Here is a 23632-nt window from a genome sequence, read left to right on the forward strand (position 1 = left end):
CACTCTGCATTCCTCCTTTTTTCTCTCACCAAGCGCTTTTAGACATCCTGCTCCGTCGTGGATACATTAAGAGCCATGTGACGAATCCACTGAGCTAAATCGGAAATTCCTTCATTTTTGGCTAGGGAAAACAGTGGGCGTCCTGCCCCAAGACTTGCAAAATCTTGGGATGCTTGGTCCATATCAAAATCTGTAAACGGAAGCAAATCCGTTTTAGTAATAGCCAGGGCGTGAATGCGCCGAAACAACGTCGGATACTTGACAATTTTGTCCCCACCTTCGACAGTACTTAAAACGCCGAGGCGAGCATGTTCCCCTAAGAAGAAGTCTGCGGGGCAGACCAAATTTCCGACATTCTCAATAAAGAGCAAGTCCAAATGCAACGGTTCCAAAGCGCGAAGACCTGAGCGCACCATACGGCCATCCAAATGGCAAACGCCTTGGGTCTCGAGCTGGATCACAGGAATGCCTAATGCGGAAATTCTCAAAGCATCTTTAGATGTCGCCACGTCTCCTTCAATGACACCGACATGAAAATCCTTACGCAAAATCGGAAGCAAATGTTCCAGTAACGTCGTTTTTCCCGCACCAGGCGATCCCATGATATTGACCGCCCAAATCTTATGCTCATCCAGCCATTCCCGATTATGATTTCCTTCACTGTTATTTAAGGCCCATACATCCTGGTGTAGATCCACGTGCATGCTTATTGTCCTCCTCGTCCAAGAGGTTCATAAAGTGAACGGTCTTTACGCGACTCATCAACCTCACCATCGAAACCCACAATGTCAAATTCTTCGCCCTGAATAAGCTGGGTCAATACCGACTGACAAGCTGGGCAGGTCATCTCGGATCCTGGACCTTGATAATGACACTCAAAACATAAGAGGATGGCCGGAACCGATTCAATCCGAAGAACCGATGATGCATCGAGCCATGTATATTCACTGCGCAGGGCATCAAAGGCAAATTGCAAAGCATCAGGCAAGGCGCCATTTAAGACGCCGACTTTTAAAGTAATTTCGGTAACCCGACGAATATTATTTTCGACCCGCGACTGGTCGATAATGCCAAGTACACTGGCCATAAGCCCGGCTTCGTGCATAATGCCCTCCTTAACGCACCCATCCTAAACTGTCGAGAAAAATCGTACCGGTCACATCAAACCATGCTAATGCTTTCAAAACATCCTCAGAAGGATTTTCCGGCCATGTGCTTTCGCCAATCCAATCCGTTAAGGTCACGGATAAACGGCCTTGCTCCCGGGAGAGATCCATGTGAAGAGGGAGAAGCCGCATGACATCCGGATTGACATCACGGAGAAGATCAACAAATCGTTGAGGAATGAGATCGAGGGAAGCATGATCGGCATCATCGATGTGTCCTGCTGCCTCATAATCATTGGACTGTGCAATCACGATGAGATGCTGCAGATATTTTTCTAAGGGGAGTTTTGAGCGCAACACAGCCAAAAGGGGCCCTCGACGTCCCCGCACGCTCTGCCACCACTCTAGCATGCTCAGATCCTGACTCTGGGATTCATCCGCATCCGGGTTTGCAACACTGGCTGCAATATTTTGCCAGAAACGGTTTTCGGTCTCCATAAGTTTTTTTCTCATTCCATCATAGTCATTCCACAACCACGATTCGTCGTGAACAATTTGTTCTTCTAACACACGTAACGGGTAATCGTACTGGTAGAGAAACTCGACGGCACGCTGGATTTCTTCCGGCCATTGGCTCCGTTCCTCATACCACTGTTTGACGCTGGCGGCACTCCAGTGGAAGCCAGGGACCCGCCACTGCAAAGTTTGCTCAACAAATGCCCTATGCTCGGCCAGTTCACTTTCCTTCGCATCCCGAAAGACTTGCCAATCCATGTCCTACGACCTTCTTTCTTTTGTTTCTCTTCTTGCCACTTTTTGTTAACGCGGTTGCATGCTAAGAGTTCCGGGGCTCGGACATGCGTTAACGCATTGTCCACACCCTAAACAAATCAATTCAGAGATATCAGGTGCTTGCCCCGGATAAAGTTTCAACGCATTATGCGGTAAGGGACAGGCATTAAGACATGCTCCACCACAATCCTGGCTTTGTGTCAGTTGCCAACAACTGTCAGCATGCAAAACCGCATGTCCGATAGCTATTTCCCATGCTTGCTCCAAGGGTTTTAACGCTCCATGAGGACAGACCCGGCTGCACGGGACATCTCTACACGCCAGACAGGGTTGGCGATTTACATCCATCATCGCCAGGCCTTGATCATCAGGGACGATTGCACCAACTGGACAAGCGTCTGCACAAAGACCACAACCGACGCACTGTTGAATAAACGCGTTCTCGGCAACCGCGCCCGGAGGACGAAATCGCGGCACCGGGACAACTGGATGATCTTCGGGATCTAAAATCTCCGGCTGTACATGTTGCGTCGGGCGTGGAAGCACGAAGATCTCTTGAAAGAACTCGCGACGCGATACGGCGTCATTGCGGCGAATTCGTTTAGGTCTTTGCAGCAATAGCCGAATTAGAAGCATCTGCCCGTCTCCTTACGCCGAAGGTTCGTCATCCTCATTCCCAAATACGTACCGCAATGCATCCTCCATAGCTTGCCGGCCTTCTTCTTCCGACAATTTTTCCAGCACTAAATTCGCCTCGACGAGAACCCAATCTCCCTCATGCAAGTCTTCAATTCCGTCATAGAAGGCATGCCTCGTACGGCCTCCTCCTTCCACCAGGCAACGGGATTCATCAAGAACCTTGACGACTTTGAGCGGAAGCGCCAAACACATGACTATTCTCCTTCCCTGTCTTATCAGGCGCGATATCTAAGAGATCATTGTCGCTCCGGTCAAACGAGACCTCACGGACCGGGGTGCATTGAATGCCCCAACTCCCCAATTTTTCGATGATCACCTGTTCCAGAGCCGTCATCCGGTCTCGTACCACAGGGCTTAGCCCAATGTGCGTGCTCACAATGTCATAGGGTTCCATAGCAATAAACTGCACATCGGGCAATTCCCCAAGCAATTTCAGCGACGTGAGAACGCCGACAATTTCAATCTCGTGCGCCCCGGCGGTAATATGCCATCCCCATTTGACCGCATCTTCGTAACGAAACGCAAAGATGCTTCCTGGAGTTTGGGACATGAGGGCGGCATCGACGATGAGAACATGGTCATACAACGCGATGTGATCCATCAGTTGATACGCTAAGGTTCCCCCGTCCAAGACATCCACAGCTGGCTCAAACCGGTATTTTTCCTGGAGATAATGCGCCATGTGCACACCGAGTCCCTCATCAGAAAACAAAATATTGCCGAGTCCTAAAATCAGTATTTTTTCCATCTGTGCCTACTCCGTTTCCTGAGAGTCAGCCACCTGCATGTGCGTACCGGTCAACATGGTGTCAATCGTGCCATCACGATTTTCCACAGTATTCCAAATCACCATGTAAACATGGCCCACTACGAAGAAAATAATGCTCCATGCCAGCCAAATGTGGACCATCCGTAAGCCAACCAATCCCCCAAACAGCGGGTAAAAGAATCCCAATTGATGATAGATGAAGGATCCAAATCCCGGCCCATTATAGTTGGCACCAAACAGGAGAATTCCGGTTAGTGAGATCAAAATCAACGCCAAATAAAACGCGGCATAAAACGCAAATTGCAACGGACCATAGCGCACACCGGGATGCCGGTACTGCCGGCCAAAAAGCCCATAGTACCGCAACTGCTTTTTCCATGCTTCTTTCGAAAACATAATGCGAGCATCCTTAAATTCGTGTGTGCGGAAAAAATCATAAATCCGGACGATTTCGGTCGCGATCAAAGTGAAACCTGCCATTTCATGTGTCCCCCGGACCCAGTTCATTAAGAAATCCTTCCACGTGGGCACCAAGGGATTATAGAGTATAAAAGGTTGACCAATTTCGAATCCTGTCACAACCAGATAGGCAATTAATCCCACCCGCAACCAGTGCATCCACCTGGTTGCAGGAGAAAATAACACATGTCTGGGTTTCTGAGTCTTTTCTTCCGTCATGGTTTACGATTCCTCCTTCGGGCGTTTATGGCGTAATTCATGCCCCGTTGTTCAGGTCGACTTACACATCGACCTGAAACCGGGCTACTTCTGCGCCTTTGCTGTCGACAATATGCACAGCACATCCAATACAGGGATCAAACGAGTGCACAGTGCGCAGTACCTCCAAAGGTTGATTGGCGACGGCAAGGCGGGTATTGATTAATGATGCTTCATACGGCCCCATTTGGCCCTTGTGGTCACGAGGGCTGGCATTCCATGTACTGGGAACCACCGCTTGATAATGGGTGACCCGGCCATTCTCAATGCGGATCCAATGTCCTAAGGCACCACGGGGCGCATCCAAGAGACGAAACCCTTCCCCAGAAGTATTGGAGGGCGCGGTGTAGGTTTGGGTTTGTCCTTGTCCAACATTTGCCGCCAGTTCATCCACCCAAGCCCCTACCTGCGAGGCAATGATGTCCGCTTCCACAGCTCGGGCAGCTGTACGCCCTACTGTGGAATACCACTCGTCAGGGCTAAAACCTCGGGGCACTGACCGTTCAAAATCTGTCATAGCCTTTTCAATTAGGGGATCTTTTCGGGCACGCCCAATTAACAGTCTCGCTAACGGTCCCGTTTCCATGGGAAGTCCTTGATAACGTGGCGCCTTAATCCAGCTATACTTCCCACTTCGGTTCAAGGCACCATCCGCTTCGTATCCGGTATAATCCGGAATCGTCGATTCCTCGCCAGGATACACGCCCTCATTGGGTCCTTGATACCAGGCTCGGGTCACATCTTCTTTAATTTGATCCGCATTCAGATCGTTAACCATGCCGGTATTGCGGTTGAAGACTCCTGAGGGAAATAGCATCGCCCCTTTAGGCCACGGAATATTGTCTAAAGGAAAAGCCCCATAGGACATGAAATCCGGCACACCATAGCCTTCACCCGATTTCGCTTCCTGGATATACGCATCCGCAATCATGCGGATATCGGGGAGATAAGCATTTTGAATAAACTGGGCACCACTTTGCATTTTGCCCAAGAACTCTGCAACCCGGGACGGATCCACAATATCCATAATGGAGGTCACGCCACCTACCACCAATGACTGCGGATGCGGATTTTTTCCACCGAAAACTGCCATAGCCTGGGCGAGGGTTCGCTGTACCGCTAAAGCGTCGAGATAATGCGAAAGCATGATTAAATCCTGTTCAGGTGTCAACTTATACGAAGGGTTCCCCCAATATCCATTGGCGAAGGGGCCTAACTCTCCGGAAGCCACTAACGCCGAGACTCGTTCCTGGACGGCGCGGAACGTACCGGCACCAGCGTTATACGGTGTGGGAGAATATTTCAACGCCACGGCAGCGGCTTTTTCCGGATCAGCACTTAAGGCCGCCACCACATCAAACCAATCCATCCCATGCAATTGATAAAAGTGAACGACGTGATCATGCAAAAACAATGATGCGTGCAACAAGTTCCGTACAATCCGGGCATCGGTGGGAATTTGAACACCTAAGGCCGCCTCGACGGCTTCGGTTCCAACCCGGTAATGGGTGTAGGTACAGACACCGCAAATCCGCTGGGCAAAAAGTCCCACATCATGAAAATCGCGGTCTTGCATAATGAGTTCGATGCCGCGAAACATGCCCGATGAACTGTAGGCATCTTTCACCACATTATTGGGATCCAAGTCCACTTCAATCCGCAAATGCCCTTCAATACGGGTAATGGGATCAATGGTGAACCGTTTTAACTGAGCCATCATTCTTCCTCCTGTCGTTACTGATTCAAAGGTGGTTTGGGTGGGATGTCCTTAGACTGCGGATTTTTCCAACCAGGTGACTTTTTATCTCGGATCCACGTGGCCGTAGCATGAATGGCAATTCCAGCGACAGCCGCTCCGACAACCACTTCACCCACGGTGTTGGCAGAAGCATCAATCCCGATCCCTAAGGCGGACCCGTAGACTTTCGCACCGAGAGGTTGTTCAAAGGGACTCATCGTGTCCCAAAAGTTGGGTTCGGCGCAACCAATGCACCCGTGTCCCGCGCGAATAGGCCAAGATACTTGCTGATTCCAACGCACTTGCGGACAGTTATTATAGGTGTAGGGGCCCTTGCACCCCATCTTGAACAGGCACCATTCGTTTTGTGCTGCGGTGTCGCCCCAATTCAGCACATATTCCCCGGCATCAAAATGTCCGCGCCTCTCACAGTTGTCGTGAATGCGGTGTGCATAAGCCCATAACGGCCGACCATAGCGGTCTAATGCCGGATTGTCGTTAAACATCACCACTTCCAAAATGGTTCCGACCAAATTGATCGCATTGGCCGGACAGCCTGATATATTGACAACCGGAATGTTTAACCCGTCGCCAATACCTTTTGCCCCCGTCGGGTTAGGCTGGGCAGCTGGGATGCCACCAAAAGCCGCACAGGTTCCTGCGGCCATGACCATTTTGGCGCCAGCGACCACTCTTTTGGTCAAAGAGATACCGGTTTCAGCATTGGCCCCAGTCGTGTAGAAGGTGCCATTGTTTCCTAAGGGCAATGACCCTTCAAAGACGGCGACATATTGTCCTTTGTGTTTAGCAATCACCTCATTCAGACGGTCCATCGCTTGGTAGCCTGCCGCCGCCATCACGGTTTCGTTGTAGTCCAAAGAAATCGTGTCCAAAATCAACGATGCAAATCCCGGGTCAGACGTTCGCAAAAGAGACTCGGTGTTGCCATCACAATCCTGCAAGTTAATCCACACCACCGGAAGCTTTGTGGACACGGCCGCAGCCCGTGCTACCCGGCTTTCAAATACGGGTGGGAGCATTAACGCAGCGGTCATCATAGAACTCCATTTGATGAAATCTCTCCGGGTTAGACCCATGGCAAGAAAACGATCAATAAAATTGCGAGAAACAGTGCCATCAGGATCAATCGCGTTAAGTCTTTGATCTACCTCCCGGACAGCTTGTTGGACATCCTGAGCCGTGTGTTCGGTAATACCTTCCAGTGGACGGCCACTAACTTTGGGCAAATCATCCCAATTAATTGATGAATCCATTCCTATCCCCCTTCTTTGATGATCACGTCTTCTGGTCCTCATTTAAGGTCCCAAAGACGCTAGGGACCAAATAGTGTATGGCATCACGCCTCATTCCTTTCCCCTGTTTTGTACTGGCAGCAGCTATTCACACAAAAAGCGTTGATTCGCCAATTTCAAAAAAGTTCGGGTATCTGTGATGAGCCGGGCCAGTTGAGGGGCTCTAAGGCGCTCTGATGCCCATCCCCAATGAATGGAGACCACGTCGCCCGCATGCACCTCCCAAAGCCGCCCATCGTGGTCCAATTTCCAGTCCACGCGGACAGGTACCGGTTTTCCGATCACCCACTGATCGTCTTTGATCATTACCGGAGGCCTGTTCACGATGAGCTGATTGCCGATTACCGTAATCACTTGTCCCCAGCTAATTCGGCACCCATCTACCATGCCTAACACCCGTTCCATGCGGGGAGCTGAACCCGTCAAGGATTTTTGTAAATAGAGAAAAATGCCAAATACATGAAAATTGTGGTGTGGACGGGCTCCTTTAGTGAGCGAGTCTTTAAGCATGTCAAATCGCGTTGGGGCCATAACTTTTTTGTAATACTGTTCCAAAAACCGGTAAAAATCATAGGGACTAACCCTATCAAGCCACGCATTTCCCAGCCAATAAGCTTCGACAACCCGTTCATCCAGGGGATCTTCAATCCCGACACTGTGAGCAATCAAACGCAGGTAGGGATAGGCACCTTCAAAATTTTTGGCCATATCTCTTAACCCACCATCGACTTTTTGGGCCGCCATGTATTGATATAAGCCGGCATGATCCTCACCGCCGCAGTAGCCTAAGCGGTTAGGAGGAAATGCATAGCGACTAAATCGCAAAAGTCCTTGCGTATCACTTTCTACTGTTTGCACGCGTGCTTACTCCTTTGGCAAGGAAGGATTTTGGTCCCGAGTGCTTGTGTCTTCTAAGCCTTTTTGGGCATCTTTAAACATCTTGAGCGTCTTACCTAACGAGGATCCGAGCTCGGGCAAACGTCGGGGGCCAAAAATCAACAACACTACGACCAACAAAATAATCAGATGAGCAGGATCTAATAAATTGGTCCACATGATAGATTTCCTCCTTATTCCTGGTTAAAAATGGCACTTTATTAACAAATACGGGGCAACGGATCTCCGACGAGCATATCCAACACCCTTGTGCCTCCTAAAAGTGTCTGTAAAAACACCATGCCTCGTGGTTCTTCTTGCACTTCTCCGATAATGCGAGCATCTTGCCCTTTGGGATGCTGACGCATGAGGGATAAGGCCTCGTCCGCCCGCTCTTTCGCGACCACCACAAGCATTTTGCCTTCATTAGCGATCGTTAAGGGGTCAAGGCCCAAGATCTCACAGGCTCCACGGACGGATTCCTTCACAGGTACAGCGTCTTCATAAACTTTTATGGCCACGTCTGAACTGACCGCCATCTCATTCAGCGTAGTCGCCACTCCACCGCGCGTTGGGTCTTTTAAAGCATGAATGGCACTGCCCATATGAACAAAGAGATGATGAACGAGGTCATACAAACTTTGGGTGTCACTTTGCACTTCCGATTCCATCTCCAAACCTTCTCGTCGCAGCATTACCGCAATGCCATGATCGCCCACACTGCCGCTAATGAGGACCTTGTCACCCGGTTGAATCAAATGCTGGCCCATAGGCCAGGTACGTTCCACAATTCCAATTCCTGCCGTGTTAATATACAGGCCGTCACCTTTCCCGCGTGGCACCACTTTGGTATCGCCGGTGACGATAGATATTCCCAGTTCTTTGGCATGTACTGCAATGCTTTCTAGGACTTCCCGCAAGAGCGCGACCGGTAAACCTTCTTCTAAAATCAGCCCTAAAGACAAAGCGATGGGCCGGGCACCACTCATGGCCAAATCATTGACCGTGCCATTCACCGCTAAATCGCCGATATTGCCGCCAGGAAATTTTACCGGGCTGACGGTATAGCTATCCGTGGTAAAGGCTAATTCGGGTAAGTTACCATTATCTAGGGAAACAAACCGGCTCAAAGGCAGCACTGCAGCATCATCGAGGGCATCCAATACGGGATTAGCAAGAATCGGCCGAATTAGCCCTTCAATCAATTCATGACTGGATTTCCCACCGGCCCCATGACTCATGGTGATTATGTCCTGTTTTAATGTCATGTGTCGCCGCCTGGCCTGCTGCGCTTTCGTAATATTGTCTAAAACCTCTTCTTGAGTTCTTCGAACCTGACCCATCACAACTTCCCTCCTGTCAGTTGCTGTCGTTCCCGCGCCATAGAATACCGGCCGTAATTGTAATAGGCTGCACAAGCCCCTTCCGAAGACACCATACAGGTGCCAATAGGATGCTCTGGAGTACACGCGGTCCCAAAGACCCCACACTCCCATGGTCTAATCGTGCCGCGCAAAACCGAACCACACTGACACGCAGGATGATCAGGAACTTTACGACCAGGGATTGCAAAACGCTGTTCCGCGTCAAACTCGGCAAAGGCTTTTCGCAATTTCAAAGCACTATAGGGAATCGTGCCAAGCCCCCGCCACTCGAATTCCTCACGGGGTTCCATGGTCTCGTCAATCATGCGCCTGGCTAAGACATTCCCTTGGGGTGATACCACGCGGCTATATTGGTTTTCCACTTGCCGCACCCCTTTCCTCAATTGACGCACCACCATCAACACCGATTGCAAAACATCAAGGGGTTCAAATCCCGAGATCACCACGGGTTTGTCATAATCACGGACAATGAACTCATAGGGATCCATACCGATCACCATGCTGACATGTCCTGGCGCGAGAAAAGCCGTAATGTCTAAATCCGGCGCGTCGAGTAAAGCTTTCAAGGCTGGAATGAGCATGACATGATTGTTAAATACACTAAAGTTGGTTACGCCCAACGTTTTGGCGCGCGCAATCGTTACGGCTGTCGATGGCGTCGTGGTATCAAATCCGATCGCAAAAAAGATGACCTGTTTATCCGGATTTTGTTGCGCAATTTTTAGCGCATCCAGTGGAGAATAGACAAAGCGCACATCAGCCCCTTGCGCTTTAATGTCTAAAAGACTGAACTGTGAACCCGGGACCCGCATCATATCAGCAAAGGTGGTAAAAATAACACCGGGAATTTGGGCCAATGCCATGGCATCATCCAAGCGGCCTATGGGCAAAACACAGACCGGACATCCAGGGCCATGGACCATTTCTACGTTCTGCGGCAATAAATCTTCTAACCCATATTTGAAAATGACGTGCGTATGGCCTCCACAGACTTCCATAATCTTGATCGGCATCTTATCTGAGATACGGGCAATTTCTTCGGACACCCGTGCGACAAGGTCTTTGTCGCGATACTCATCCATATATTTCATGGCCTACTCCTTACTGGTCAGTCGTTGAGTCGTTTTCGGTAACAATACCGAGCGCAACGCCCCCGTGCACTAAGACTTTTTGTCCAGCGTGTGGGGTTTCTATGAGGGATACATCAATTCGTACCGGCCCCCGTGCGCTCAATGCTACCGCGTCATACAAAGATTCCACGCGTTCAATTTCCATGGTTTCGGCAGCATCACTACATGTCACACATACGGGTTCGTTGTCCTCATGGGACGCTGCCGGAACCGTTAGATACCACGTTGCCTTCATCATTTGGGCTCCTTAGGCTCGTGCGTGTCAGACGACATTAAATCCCATAACATCAATTCGTCCTGGTAGTTTTCAGGTCCCAAATTGTGAAGTTCTTGCAACATACTCTGAGCTTCATGGTCGTTAATTTTATTCATGGCAAATCCCACATGAATCACGACCCAATCGCCTGGTGCAATCGCAATGCCCTGTTGTTTCAACAGCGACACATCAACACGCCGTTTGACTCCAGTAACCTCCAATTTGGCTTCGGTCTCATTTTCAATTTCTACGATTTTGCCCGGAATGGCTAAACACATGGCTGGTACTCCTTTCCAATCTTTGGGTTTTGTGTGGCGCGGGCGGCCAAAATAGCCTGAGCCACCACTGCCTGGCCATAACTCAGCCCGCCATCATTAGGGGGAACTTTCTCGTTCACCTTAAGGTCATAACCCCGTGCGGCTAGCCGATTTCTCAGGGCCTTGACGAAAACGCGATTTTGCATCACGCCGCCCGCCGCTACAACGTGCGCAATGCGCTGCTTTTCTGCGACATCAGCGGCCGCATCGGCAAACATCCAGGCCAAGGTTTTGTGAAATCGGCCGGCAATTATCCGCTGGTCTTCGTGGTGCAACAAATCGGTCATGACAGCCCGGATCAGCGGAAAGGGATCAATTATTCCGGTTTGAAGAGGGCTCGCCATGACAGGCAATGCATACGGTTCGACATCTTCCCGGGCGAGTTGTTCAAGTTCCATGGCCGCTTGGGCTTCATAATCTACCGCTATTCGCCCCGTGATTAAAGCTGCTGCGGCATCAAAAAGCCTGCCTGTGCTCGATGTTGGATGGTTATGCACGTTCTGTTCCAGCAGTTGTTTCACAAGGCGCCACGATTTTAGCGGCACGGCACGAACAAACTCCAAGGGAAATTGCAGCCATGCATCACCAAAAATCAGTTGAAGATAAGTCGCCGCGATACGCCAGGGTTCACGAATAGCACGATCACCGCCCACTAACGGGACATAACGCACATGGCATGCCCGCTGAAAATCGGTGAGACGGGCTACCAAAATTTCCCCACCCCAGATCGCCCCATCGTCGCCGAGACCCGTGCCATCTAAGGCTAATCCCACCGCCCGGTCCGTTATGACATGCTCGCCCATGACAGCAGCAATGTGAGCGTGGTGATGCTGCACTTTAATGATTTCGGCGTCAGGCCAAGCACTGGCCACATGACTTGACGCATATTGCGGGTGAAAATCGACAGCAATGGTGGCCGGTTCAATATCACCGAGAGCGAGCATGTGGGCTAGAACATAGCGGTAGCGGTCTTGCACAAGGGTGGTATCTAAATCGCCTATGTGCGGGCTCAAAATCGCTTCATCACCCTCGGTCAGACAAAAGGTGCTTTTCATATGGCTGCCAAGGGCTAAAGTCGATATGGGAACCGAGGTGGGTAGTTTGATCGGTGAAGGCACAAATCCACGAGCTCGCCGTAAGATAAGGGGCCTACCATTATCAGCAACTTGTACCACAGAATCATCCACAGGAATCTCTATCCGGCGGTTATGACGTAATATCCCATCCACTTGGTGAACAAAAGATCCCATGGTCTGATCCTCGAATATCACCGGTTCTCCATGATGATTGGCACTTGTCATGACAACAATGGGGGGATATCCTTCTGCTTTGAGCTGTTCAAGAATGAGGGCATGTAATGGTGCATAAGGGAGCATCACGCCCACTTTCATCAGCCCAGGAGCAATCAGGTCCGATAAGAGGGAATCATCTCGGCGATGAGCCAGCAACACAATCGGGGCCACAGGGGAGGATAATAAGGCTTCTTCTTCGGGCGTCACCACGCAAAACTTGCGGATAGTATCCACATCACGGGCCATTAACGCAAAGGGTTTGCTCGGTCGCGCTTTTATCTGTCGAAGACGTTCGATGCTCTCATCATTCCATGCCGCGCAAGCTAAGTGATATCCCCCAATGCCTTTAATGCCCACAATATCTCCTTGAGCTAGCAGGCGACTCACTTGATCAAGAACTGGTCCCGTGAAACTCTCATCATCTGTCAGCAGTTCAAGCGTTGGACCACATGATAAACAGCCTGTGGCTTCCGCATGAAACCGTCGGCTACCCGGATCGCGATATTCTTCGTCGCAATTTTCACATAATGGAAAATCTACCATCGTTGTTGCCATGCGGTCATAGGGAAGAGTTTCAATGACGGTAAAACGCGGACCACATTGCGTACAGGCATTAAATGGATAGCCAAAGCGCCGGTTAGACGGATCAAACAGTTCGTTGCGACATTCTGGACACAAGGCCACGTCTGGTGGAATAGTGAGTGCACGGCGAATGCCTTGTGTGCTATCCTGAATGGCGAAACTAGTCACATGGTGAATGTCGCAATTCTCCTCACGGATGCGTGTAATCGTCGCAAGCCCTGGCAGATCTGTCACGAGTTTTGAACGAAATGTCTGGATAAAGTGATAAGGACCTTCCACTTCAATAATGACACCTTGCCCATCATTGCGGACAAACCCGTTTAATTTGGTTAATTGCGCAAGGTGATAGACAAAGGGACGAAACCCTACACCTTGTACCGTTCCTTCCACAATGAAGCGCACTCGTCGAATATCAGTGGTCACCGTCATATTTTCCACCATAGGTCGCCGACACTTTCTGAGTTAAAAAATTTTATAAGACCTTTTAGAAAAATTACCCAAGACTATAAATATTTCTATAGCGAGTATAAAGTGACATTGAACTCTGCCCATAGGTCCATTCGACCCTACTTTTATGGTCGTATAAGCTAAATTTTTGTTCGCTATCAGTGTTCGTATAACTGTTTCTAAAGAACTATTGCTAATGATCGGCTGACTAACTTATCCATAGGATTTTTCAGTAAAATGACTTTTATCCCGTGATGGCTCATTTGTTGAATGCTAATAAGTCAAACGGAGTATTTGCTGGCACTACTTTATGATTCTTGTTCTTCACGGCAAATGAACATAAAAACGCCCTCATTCATCGAGAGCGTTTTGCAGTAACCCAAAAAATCACATGATCTCTAAAAGGTAATCGTCGAATCAGCGTCCAGAGCTTCTTCCATAAACGCAGTGGCTCCAGCCGTGGTAATGCCGTCCACTAAATCATCCGCGGAAATCCCCATAAGGTCCATCGTCATTTGACATGCAATAAATGTCACGCCCATTTCCATGGCGGATTCCCGCAATTCTTTGACTGTCGGAATATCTTTAAGACGATCTTGAAAAGGTTCGAGAAGCGGAATCATTGGATATTGCGGGTCCTTGAAAAGCATTTGAAGCCCACCAAAAGTACAAAAGACAATGACCTGGACATCCATTGTGGCGGCCGCGTTGGCTATATTTAAGACTTTATAGGCCGAGTCGATATTTTCGCCACTGGCAATAATCGCAACCTTCTGCAATGAGTATTCCCCCTTTGCTGTTCACGTTCTTATCCACGATTATTGCGCATTGGGTGAAAAGAAATTAGGCCTTATGGGGGAAGGATATAAGGGCTTAATGGACCCAATTTATTGAATTGTGAAGGATTTCACCGGAAAAAAAATCCGTGCAGCGGCGTGTTTACTAAACAGGGTCAAATAACATGTCCATACGTTCCCAAGCCATAAGTATTCCTTTAACCGGTTGAACCGAATCGTGATTGCAGCGTTCAGTGCGATCAAAAAAACCCCTCTCATCATCCCTGAGAGGGGCATAAAAAATATCTGTCGGCACCACTGGGCCTCCCAGATCCCGACGGATCCAGTACCACCAGCGGCCGCGTGGGGGACGACCGTGTGCGAGATGGGAACGGGTCAACACACGCGACCTAAAGCACCGACAAACTTCGGGGCTCCACAGACCCTCACAACTTCACAGGAGAAAGATCTCGACCGATTAGTATGGTCTCGCTCCGCCCGTTACCGGGTGTCCACGGACCACCTATCTACCCACTGGTCGTGTGGGGGTCTCGTGGCGGCCCATAGGCCGCCTCGGATACCTCATCTTGGGGTCGGTTTCGCGCTTAGATGCGGTCAGCGCTTCTCCGCTCCGAACCTAGCTTCCCAGCGCTGCATTGGGCAACACAACTGGGCACACCAGCGGTTCGTCCACTCCGGTCCTCTCGTACTAGGAGTCGCGCCCCTCAAGTATCCACCGCTTACGACGGAGAGGGACCGAACTGTCTCACGACGTTCTGAACCCAGCTCACGTACCGCTTTAATTGGCGAACAGCCAAACCCTTGGGACCGACTTCAGCCCCAGGATGCGATGAGCCGACATCGAGGTGCCAAACCTTCCCGTCGATATGGACTCTTGGGGAAGATCAGCCTGTTATCCCCGGGGTAGCTTTTATCCGTTGCGCGATGGCCCTGCCACGCGGTGCCACCGGATCACTAAGCCCGCCTTTCGGCTCTGCTCGCGTTGTCACGCTCGCAGTCAAGCTCCCTTGTGCCTTTGCACGCCCTGCACGCTGTCCAACCGTGCTGAGGGAACCATGGGGCGCCTCCGTTACGCTTTAGGAGGCGACCGCCCCAGTCAAACTGCCCCCCTGCCACTGTCCCGCGCCGGGTGCCGGCGGCGGTTAGATCGTGCACGCCGTGAGGGTGGTATCCCAAGGATGGCTCCCCCGCCGCTAACGCGGCGGCTTCTCCGCCTCCCACCTATCCTGTACACACGTCGCGCGCGTTCCATGGCAGGCTACAGTAAAGCTCCACGGGGTCTTTCTGTCCAGTCGTAAGTATCCTGCATCTTCACAGGACTTGCAATTTCACCGAGTCTCTCGTTGAGACAGTGCCCAAGTCGTTACGCCTTTCGTGCGGGTCGGAACTTACCCGACAAGGAATTTCGCTACCTTAGGACCGTTATAGTTACGGCCGCCGTTGACTGGGGCTTCGGGTCGGAGCTTGCACCCCTCACCTTAACCTTCCAGCACCGGGCAGGCGTCAGCCCCTATACGGCGTCTTACGACTTCGCAGGGACCTGTGTTTTTGGTAAACAGTCGCTTGGGCCGCTGTAGTGCCCCCGGCCGCGGCTGCGGCCGGGCCCCCTTCTCCCGAAGTTACGGGGGTAATTTGCCGAGTTCCTTAACGAGAGGTCACTCGCGCGCCTGAGGCTCCTCGCCTCGCCTACCTGTGTCGGTTTCGGGTACGGACACCCGATCACTCCAGTTGCACTTTTCTCGGTGGTCCGCCGAGCTCTCTTCCGTACTTGCGGTTCCGTCCCCCTTGCGGGACGCCCACGACCAACGGGGCGCAGACCCCCGCGGACCACGTCCTGCTCCCTTCGCCGTGATCGGCTGGTCACGGAATCTCCACCGTGTCTCCATCGACTACGCCTCAACGGCCTCGCCTTAGGCCCGACTAACCCGGAGCGGACGATCCTGCCTCCGGAACCCTGCGGCTTTCGGCGGGCCCGATTCTCACGGGCCTTTTCGCTACTCATACCGGCATTCGCACTCCGCCGCGGTCCACGCACGGTTCCCCGCACGCTTCGCCCCCCGGCGGACGCTCCCCTACCACCGGCCTCCGCAAGGAGGCCGATTCGCCGCTTCGGTAGACCACTTAGCCCCGCACATTCTCGGCGCCGCGCGACTGCGACCAGTGAGCTATTACGCACTCTTTCAAGGATGGCTGCTTCTAAGCCAACCTCCTGGCTGTCTCGATCACGCGACGACCTTTGCCACTCAGTGGTCATTTGGGGACCTTAGCGGACGATCTGGGCTCTTACCCTTTTGACCTTGGAGCTTATCCCCCAACGTCTGACTCTCTCCCGCCTACCGACGACTTTGTCGTTTGCGAACAGGCAGTAATCCTTCACGGACCCCTTCCATTCACAGAGCGCTACCCCGTCGGTATTGGTCGGGGAGGCTCGCCCTCAAGCGATTTCGGGGAGAACCAGCTATCTCCGTGTTCGATTGGCATTTCACCCCTAGCCGCCGCTCGTCCCAGCCCTTTTCAACGGACACGGGTGCGGCCCTTCATCCCGGCTTAAGGGGATTGCAGCCTGGCGCCGGCTAGATCACACGGTTTCGGGTCGACCGGCGGCCACTGGCCGCCCTCTTCAGACTCGCTTGCGCTGCGGCTCCCGACCTCCCGGTCGTTAACCTCGCGGCCTGCCGGTCACTCGCCGGTTCATTCTTCAATAGGCACGCCATCATGAGGCGAACCCCACTCTGACGGCTTGACAGCACACGGTTTCAGGATCTCTTTCACTCCCCTCCCGGGGGGCTTTTCACCGTTCCCTCACGGTACTCTGCGCTATCGGTGACGGATGGTCGGGAGTCTTGGGCGGTGGGCCGCCCGGCTTCCCACGGTCTTCCACGAGGACCGTGGTACTCTGGAACCTGTCCCGGTCTGCGCGCGTCTGCTCCGACGGGGCTCTCACCCGCTAGGGCGCTGCATTCCAACAGCTTCGGATCGACGGCGCAGAGCCGGTGTCGGTCGACATACGCCGACAAGACAGGCCCGCAACCCGCCCGAGGCGCCGGTATGTCCGGTCACGCCTCGAACGTTTGGACTCGTCCCGGTTCGCTCGCCGCTACTACGGGATTCGCTGACGCTTTCTCGACGCAGGTACTGAGATGTTTCAGTTCCCCGCTTTGGACTCGGTTTCGCCCTGTGGCGAACCGTCCAGACCTGCCGGTCTGGGGGTTTCCCCATTCGGTGACCCTCGGATCGTTGCGTGCGACGCCGCTCCCCGAGGCCTTTCGTGGCGTGCCACGACCTTCTTCGCCCCATCCGCACCCGAGGCATCCCCCGTGTGCTGGTTGTCTCTTTCTCCTGTAAAGTTGTCAAGGTCCGCCGGCCGCGGCGCTCTGCGCCGCCGTCGGTCCTCGGAAACCATATCGTCATGTGAAGCTCCCTAGAAAGGAGGTGATCCAGCCGCACCTTCCGATACGGCTACCTTGTTACGACTTCACCCCAATCACCGACCCCACCGTCGACGGGACCCTCCGCGGATGCGGTTGGATCGCCCGGCTTCGGGTGTGGCCGACTCTCGTGGTGTGACGGGCGGTGTGTACAAGGCCCGGGAACGAATTCACCGCCCCATGCTGATGGGCGATTACTAGCAATTCCGGCTTCATGCAGGCGAGTTGCAGCCTGCAATCCGAACTGAGATCCCGTTTGAAGGATTGGCTCCGGCTCGCGCCGTCGCATCCCGTTGTCGGGACCATTGTAGCACGTGTGTAGCCCAGAACATCAAGGCCATGCGGATTTGACGTCATCCCCACCTTCCTCCGGTTTGTCACCGGCAGTCTCGTGTGAGTGCCCGGCCGAACCGCTGGCAACACACGACAAGGGTTGCGCTCGTTGCGGGACTTAACCCAACATCTCACGACACGAGCTGACGACAACCATGCAGCACCTGCGCTCGCTCCCCGAAGGGCCCGCCGCTTTCGCGGCGCTCACGAGCGTGTCCAGTCCTGGTAAGGTTCTGCGCGTTGCGTCGAATTAAACCACATGCTCCACTGCTTGTGCGGGCCCCCGTCAATTCCTTTGAGTTTCAACCTTGCGGCCGTACTCCCCAGGCGGGGTACTTAGTGCGTTAGCTCCGGCACCGCCCGGTGGACCCGGGCGACACCTAGTACCCATCGTTTACGGCGTGGACTACCGGGGTATCTAATCCCGTTCGCTCCCCACGCTGTCGCGCCTCAGCGTCAGGGCCAGGCCAGTGCGCCGCCTTCGCCACGGGTGTTCTTCCTGATCTCTACGCATTTCACCGCTCCACCAGGAATTCCACGCACCTCTCCTGCCCTCTAGCGCGACCGTTTAGCCGCCCTCCTCCGGGTGAGCCGGAGGCTTAAAACCGCTACGTATCGCACCGCCTACACGCCCTTTACGCCCAGTAATTCCGGACAACGCTTGCCCCCTACGTCTTACCGCGGCTGCTGGCACGTAGTTTGCAGGGGCTTCCTCCGTCGGTACCGGCTCCCCGGCCCTTCCGGGCCGGTCTTCGTCCCGACAGACAGAGCTTTACAACCCGAAGGCCGTCTTCACTCACGCGGCGTTGCTCCATCAGGCTTGCGCCCATTGTGGAAGATTCCCTACTGCTGCCTCCCGTAGGAGTCTGGGCCGTGTCTCAGTCCCAGTGTGGCCGTTCACCCTCTCAGGCCGGCTACCCATCGTCGCCTTGGGAGGCCCTTACCCCCCCAACTAGCTAATGGGCCGCGAGCTCCCCTGTGAGCGCCTGTTGCCAAGCTTTCTTCCGGTTCCCCGGAACGTATGCGGGATTGCCGCGCCTTTCGGCCCGATATCCCCCACTCACAGCCCGATCACTCACGTGTTCCTCACCCGTCCGCCGCTGACCCGAAGGTCCGCTCGACTTGCATGTATTACGCACGCCGCCAGCGTTCGTCCTGAGCCAGGATCAAACTCTCCATGACTCATTTCTGTCTTCTGACGTGATTCGATAACTTTCACTTCAACATGACGATATAGTTTTCAAGGACCGACTGCCCGAGGTCTTGACCTCGTGGCCGTGCTGCCCTGTCGGACAGCTTTGATATAATAACACCTTTTATGAGTTGATGCAACACTATCTTTTCCCTTTTTACACTGCGTTATGTTACCATCAAAAGATAATGGGAAAAACCTTTTGGAGGTCACAAACGATTATGGCATGGATGTCTTTACAGTCATTACGCATTACCGTGGGCGGCAAAACGCTTGTGACCGATATCACCTTAAATATCAGTGCCGGTGATCGCATCGGCATTGTCGGACCCAATGGTATGGGTAAAACAACCTTCTTATCAATAGTAGCCGGGACACTGGAACCCGATGCGGGAACTAGGAAACTCTTCGGAGAACCCAAAATCGCGCAGCTGAGTCAATGGCAGCCGGTGTCATGCCCAACCATTTGGGACTGTGCATATTTCTCTAACCAGGAAATCCACCACTTGGCAGACCAATTGCAGCAAATCGAAACGGCCATGACCCAAACGGACCTAGGTGTTGACCAGCTCAATGATTTAATGGAACGCTGGGGCGCCTTGTCCGAACGGTTCACCGATTTAGGGGGCTACGAATGGGAAGCCCGCGTCAAATCGCATCTCTTAGCGATGGGCTTTTTTGAAAGTCGCTGGAGTGATTCACCCAACCACTTATCGGGAGGGGAAAAACACCGTCTAGCGCTCTTGCAGGTGTTATTGTCCGGTGCTGATATCTGGCTCTTAGACGAACCCAATAATCATCTCGATATCACCACAATAGAATGGTTAGAACAACAAATACGCGCCTTTCAAGGAGCTGTCATCTTGGTATCCCATGACCGCGCCTTTCTTGACCATACGACCACGCGGATTATCTCGTGGGAAGATGGTTTCTTTTGGTCGATATCCGGAACCTGGAGCAAATATCATCATTTACGCGAAGAACGCCTACGTAATGAAATCAATCGGTATCAACGGCTATTAGAAGAACAAAAACGGCTAGAAGATTATATTGCCCGTTACCGCAGTGGCAGTCGTGCCAAACTGGCCCAAAGCCGGATGAAGCGCTTAGATAAGTTAGATAAGATGGAAGTCATCAAACCAGCTCCTACTGAACGCCGTAGTCCCCAGTTATTACACAACAGTCTCGCCAAAAGTAGTCGAGAGCCTTTAGCCACCATACAAAACCTCGTCATCAGACGCCCTCACCGCACGTGGCAACCATTAACCTTTAAAATTCCACAAGGCGCTAAAATTGCCTTAGTCGGAGCCAATGGAACGGGGAAATCCTCGTTAATGGACACCATTTATCAATCACCCGCCGAAATCCATTGGCACCAAGACGTTCAGATCGCCTATCTCAAGCAAGACGCCGTGTTGCAATTGCCCGAAGGAATTACGGCTATCGACTATTTGTACCAGCAAGGGTTCGAACGCGAGGAAATCTACTTTGTCGGTCATCACTTTGGTTTACCCCGGGAATTGCTAGAAACTTCGCTGGATAATTGGTCAGGTGGCGAACGAATCCGCTTGAAACTGCTCGAAACTTTAATGGTGCCTAGTCACTTGCTTCTCTTAGACGAACCCACCAACCATTTGGATATTACTATGCGTTTAGCTTTGGAATCTTTGATTCAAGATTATCCCGGCTCCGTGATTATCGCGAGTCATGACCGAGCGTTTTTGCAAGCTACCAGCACGCACACCCTATGGTCCACGGGACAAGAATTTATCTGGGATAAAGAATCGTATCAAGTGGGACGCAGTATTCCGCAGTCCCAATAACCCAAAATGGCTCCCCGTAGGGAGCCATACGATATCTGTAAAGTCTTTAATTCGCCAGTCCCAAAAGGTGTGCCGCATTGTTATAGAGCACGTCAGGCAAGACTTCGTCCAAAAATCCTAACCGCAAGAAGTCTTCTACGGTTTGTTTCATCGGACGAAACGGGTAGCCTGTACCAAATAATAGCTGGTGACGCATAAAACCATTCGCGGCTTCAACAAACGTCTTGGAACCGGCCACAAAGAGATAGAAATCTGGTGATACCAAAACATTTTCATGTTTAAAGGCGACACCAATCATTTCGTCGACAAATGGATAGCCGCCGTGAGAGACCACAATTTTCAACCGGGGAAAAGCATTTGCCACCGCGCCAATATTGGCAGGATGGGCAAATCGCAAATCAACAGAGGTTGGCCCTGTCATCAGGAAGACGGGTAAAGATAAGCGCTGGCATTCTTCGTACACCGGAAATAACCGGGCATCATCCGCTTGAAGCGGCTCTGCTAAAAACGCGGGATCCATATTGACGCCCTGTAACCCCAAGTCTTTAATGTGCCGTACTTCATCTACCGCTCCGGCCACCCCGAGTGCTAACGGATCCACTGCTCCAATCCCAATGAGTCGGGTAGGAGCCGTTTGCACAAGGGCACGCACCTCATCATTGGGAATGCGCACCGCGGGTGTGCTTCGTCCCGTAATCACGGCATGCGTAATTCCCGCATCATCCAAGGCAGACAGGTAGGCATTCACATCTTGGTGGGCGAGAAAATGATCGATGTCATGGGCACCGACCCGTTTGCCGAGCCAGCGAACAACTTCTACCTCTGGGCCTTGGCCATTTTTGCCATAAAAGGGGTGTAAGAAGGTGGGGCGATTTCGCATGTCAATAATCCTCTGTGTGGCCATTGAATCATCCCTTTATCCTAAATTTTTCAGTACCCAGGATTTATTATTCTAGGCACAATGTCATTATACTATGTTTAACTCTATTGTCAATTTTTCTCCCTACCCTCTCTCCCCGCATGCATGAAAAAAGCGCCGCTTTTAGCAGCGCTTTTTCATGATCCCGTTTACCAAGAAACGTCATTAAAATCGTTCCGCAACCACTTTCATTTGCATAAAGAGCAACAAATAGTCGGGACTTCCGGTTTTCGAATCGGTCCCTGACATATTGAATCCCCCAAAGGGATGGGCGCCCACAATGGCTCCTGTACATTTGCGGTTAATGTATAAGTTACCGACTTCAAATTCGTCAGCGGCTTGTTCAATGCGCTCTCTTCGGGCTGTGTAGACCGAACCGGTTAAGCCATATTCTGTATCGTTCGCGATTTTTAAGGCATCGGACCAGTCTTTGGCCCGAATAACGGCGAGAACCGGCCCAAAGACTTCTTCTTGTTCGAGCTTACTGCCTGGGGCGACATCAGAGAAAATCGTCGGGGGAATGAAATATCCCTCACCATCTAATGTCGTTCCACCTGTTTGTAACTTGGCGTTTTCTTTTCCCCACTGGATATAGCCAAAGATTTTTTCGTACGCTTTTTCATCGATGACGGGCCCCATGTGATTATTCAAGTTATCTGCAGGACCCACCCGCAATTTTTTCGTCCGCTCTACAATCTTGGATAAGAGCAAATCATAAACATCATCGACAATAATGGCACGAGAACACGCGGAGCATTTTTGCCCTTGAAATCCAAATGCTGAGGTGACAATGCCTTCTGCTGCGGCATCCAGGTCAGCCGTTTCATCGACGACAATGGCATCTTTACCGCCCATTTCGGCGACCACCCGCTTAATCCATTTTTGACCGGGGGATACCTGAGCCGCTAGCTGATTAATGCGTAATCCCACTTCACGAGAACCCGTAAAACTAATAAACCGGGTCAAGGGATGTGTCACAATATAATCACCAATTGTGCCTCCATCACCGGGAACAAAGTTCAAAACCCCTGATGGTAAGCCTGCTTCCCGCATAATCTCTGCAAAATGGGCTCCGATGATAGGCGTCGCGCTTGCCGGCTTTAAAATGACGCAATTCCCCGTGACAATCGCCGCTGAGGTCATACCCGTCAAGATAGCGAGTGGAAAGTTCCACGGAGGAATAATCGCCCCCACACCCAACGGCACATAAAACGCACGGTCTTCTTCATCGTCTAAGGGAATTAGGGGGACCGGTTCAGACAGTCTTTCCATTTGCCGTCCATAATACTCCAAGAAATCAATGGCCTCAGCTACGTCAGCTTCCGCTTCTGTCCATGTTTTCCCCGCTTCATATACTTCTAATGCGGATAAAAACAATTTACGCCGCCGCATTATCGCTGCCGCTTTATAGAGGTAGCGAGCACGCATCGGCCCCGGCACTTTTTTCCATTGGGCAAATGCTTTCCATCCGGTTTCAAGAGCCATATCAATATGGCTCGTGTCCGCTTTAGAGACCGACCCGATGACTTGCTGGGGATTTGATGGATTCACCGATACAATTTTCTTTTCGGTATCTATTCGATCCGCGCCAATGACTAGCGGATAGGATAATCCAAATTGCGACCGTACCTCACGTAATGCCTCTTCCATGGCCTTGCGATTTTCTGGGACAGAAAAGTCTGTCAATGGCTCATAATGATAAGGTTTAATCGCCATAATTA

The 23632-nt window shown here is 51.8% G+C and carries 20 protein-coding genes and 3 rRNA genes; 1 reads left to right on the plus strand and 22 read right to left on the minus strand.

Features of this window, described 5'->3' with window-relative positions; translation table 11 throughout:
- Positions 1 to 38: 38 nt before the first annotated feature.
- The 20 genes from hypB to B8987_RS05365 all read right to left on the minus strand — a co-directional run bounded on the left by hypB (position 39) and on the right by B8987_RS05365 (position 19159).
- A complete protein-coding gene (gene hypB / locus B8987_RS05275; protein ID WP_020374238.1) occupies positions 39 to 704 on the minus strand; it encodes a hydrogenase nickel incorporation protein HypB in 666 nt (221 codons plus the stop codon).
- 2 nt (positions 705 to 706) lie between these two features.
- Positions 707 to 1105 carry a hydrogenase maturation nickel metallochaperone HypA/HybF gene (locus tag B8987_RS05280; RefSeq protein ID WP_020374237.1) on the minus strand — a complete coding sequence of 133 codons (399 nt, stop codon included), beginning with the start codon at positions 1103 to 1105 and terminating at the stop codon, positions 707 to 709.
- A gap of 10 nt (positions 1106 to 1115) precedes the next feature.
- On the minus strand, positions 1116 to 1880 hold the full coding sequence (locus B8987_RS05285; protein WP_020374236.1) for a hypothetical protein: 765 nt from the start codon (positions 1878 to 1880) through the stop codon (positions 1116 to 1118).
- Positions 1881 to 1925: 45 nt separating this feature from the next.
- On the minus strand, positions 1926 to 2534 hold the full coding sequence (locus tag B8987_RS05290) for a 4Fe-4S dicluster domain-containing protein (protein WP_020374235.1): 609 nt from the start codon (positions 2532 to 2534) through the stop codon (positions 1926 to 1928).
- 12 nt (positions 2535 to 2546) lie between these two features.
- Positions 2547 to 2789 (minus strand): HypC/HybG/HupF family hydrogenase formation chaperone, encoded by a 243-nt coding sequence (locus B8987_RS05295; RefSeq protein WP_013987139.1) that lies wholly within the window; start codon positions 2787 to 2789, stop codon positions 2547 to 2549.
- Complete coding sequence (locus tag B8987_RS05300; protein WP_020374234.1) at positions 2749 to 3345, minus strand: HyaD/HybD family hydrogenase maturation endopeptidase; 597 nt, start codon at positions 3343 to 3345, stop codon at positions 2749 to 2751. Before B8987_RS05300 ends, B8987_RS05295 begins: the two co-directional genes overlap by 41 nt.
- Positions 3346 to 3351: 6 nt before the next feature.
- Entirely contained in the window at positions 3352 to 4044 is a 693-nt protein-coding gene (gene cybH / locus B8987_RS05305) for a Ni/Fe-hydrogenase, b-type cytochrome subunit (protein WP_020374233.1), read from the minus strand.
- A 61-nt stretch (positions 4045 to 4105) separates the two neighbouring features.
- Positions 4106 to 5803, minus strand: coding sequence for a nickel-dependent hydrogenase large subunit (locus B8987_RS05310; protein ID WP_242823943.1), 1698 nt, complete (start codon positions 5801 to 5803; stop codon positions 4106 to 4108).
- 14 nt (positions 5804 to 5817) lie between these two features.
- A complete protein-coding gene (locus tag B8987_RS05315) occupies positions 5818 to 7095 on the minus strand; it encodes a hydrogenase small subunit (RefSeq protein WP_020374231.1) in 1278 nt (425 codons plus the stop codon).
- 123 nt (positions 7096 to 7218) lie between these two features.
- Entirely contained in the window at positions 7219 to 7992 is a 774-nt protein-coding gene (locus B8987_RS05320) for a DUF6390 family protein (RefSeq protein WP_020374230.1), read from the minus strand.
- A gap of 6 nt (positions 7993 to 7998) precedes the next feature.
- Entirely contained in the window at positions 7999 to 8190 is a 192-nt protein-coding gene (gene tatA, locus B8987_RS05325; RefSeq protein ID WP_020374229.1) for a twin-arginine translocase TatA/TatE family subunit, read from the minus strand.
- A 41-nt stretch (positions 8191 to 8231) separates the two neighbouring features.
- The gene (hypE, locus tag B8987_RS05330; RefSeq protein WP_020374228.1) at positions 8232 to 9353 is read right to left on the minus strand and encodes a hydrogenase expression/formation protein HypE; all 1122 of its coding nucleotides are present in this window, start codon (positions 9351 to 9353) and stop codon (positions 8232 to 8234) included.
- A complete protein-coding gene (gene hypD, locus B8987_RS05335; protein WP_020374227.1) occupies positions 9353 to 10486 on the minus strand; it encodes a hydrogenase formation protein HypD in 1134 nt (377 codons plus the stop codon). The genes hypE and hypD overlap by 1 nt, the downstream gene beginning before the upstream one ends.
- A 10-nt stretch (positions 10487 to 10496) precedes the next feature.
- Entirely contained in the window at positions 10497 to 10763 is a 267-nt protein-coding gene (locus tag B8987_RS05340; protein WP_139793470.1) for a HypC/HybG/HupF family hydrogenase formation chaperone, read from the minus strand.
- Positions 10760 to 11059 carry a HypC/HybG/HupF family hydrogenase formation chaperone gene (locus B8987_RS05345; protein WP_020374225.1) on the minus strand — a complete coding sequence of 100 codons (300 nt, stop codon included), beginning with the start codon at positions 11057 to 11059 and terminating at the stop codon, positions 10760 to 10762. Before B8987_RS05345 ends, B8987_RS05340 begins: the two co-directional genes overlap by 4 nt.
- Positions 11050 to 13401 carry a carbamoyltransferase HypF gene (hypF, locus tag B8987_RS05350; RefSeq protein WP_242823942.1) on the minus strand — a complete coding sequence of 784 codons (2352 nt, stop codon included), beginning with the start codon at positions 13399 to 13401 and terminating at the stop codon, positions 11050 to 11052. Before hypF ends, B8987_RS05345 begins: the two co-directional genes overlap by 10 nt.
- 416 nt (positions 13402 to 13817) lie before the next feature.
- Positions 13818 to 14198: a DsrE/DsrF/DrsH-like family protein gene (locus tag B8987_RS05355; RefSeq protein ID WP_020374223.1), complete on the minus strand. Its 381-nt coding sequence runs from the start codon at positions 14196 to 14198 to the stop codon at positions 13818 to 13820.
- 304 nt (positions 14199 to 14502) lie between these two features.
- Positions 14503 to 14618: ribosomal RNA gene (gene rrf / locus B8987_RS20215) — 5S ribosomal RNA — on the minus strand.
- A gap of 35 nt (positions 14619 to 14653) precedes the next feature.
- Positions 14654 to 17555 (minus strand): 23S ribosomal RNA (locus B8987_RS05360).
- A gap of 86 nt (positions 17556 to 17641) precedes the next feature.
- Positions 17642 to 19159, minus strand: a 16S ribosomal RNA gene (locus tag B8987_RS05365).
- The 16S, 23S and 5S rRNA genes sit together here, the layout of an rRNA operon.
- 231 nt (positions 19160 to 19390) lie before the next feature.
- On the opposite strand from B8987_RS05365, the gene B8987_RS05370 reads away from it, so the two are divergent.
- Positions 19391 to 20992, plus strand: a complete 1602-nt coding sequence (locus tag B8987_RS05370) for an ABC-F family ATP-binding cassette domain-containing protein (protein WP_020372949.1) — start codon at positions 19391 to 19393, stop codon at positions 20990 to 20992.
- A 46-nt stretch (positions 20993 to 21038) separates the two neighbouring features.
- Here the strand turns inward: B8987_RS05370 and B8987_RS05375 are convergent, their stop codons facing one another.
- Positions 21039 to 21896, minus strand: coding sequence for an amidohydrolase family protein (locus B8987_RS05375; RefSeq protein ID WP_020372950.1), 858 nt, complete (start codon positions 21894 to 21896; stop codon positions 21039 to 21041).
- A gap of 180 nt (positions 21897 to 22076) precedes the next feature.
- On the minus strand, positions 22077 to 23627 hold the full coding sequence (gene pruA / locus B8987_RS05380; RefSeq protein ID WP_020372951.1) for an L-glutamate gamma-semialdehyde dehydrogenase: 1551 nt from the start codon (positions 23625 to 23627) through the stop codon (positions 22077 to 22079).
- Positions 23628 to 23632 lie beyond the last annotated feature (5 nt).

Origin of the sequence: Sulfobacillus thermosulfidooxidans DSM 9293, assembly GCF_900176145.1 — a bacterium.
Classification (GTDB): domain Bacteria; phylum Bacillota; class Sulfobacillia; order Sulfobacillales; family Sulfobacillaceae; genus Sulfobacillus; species Sulfobacillus thermosulfidooxidans.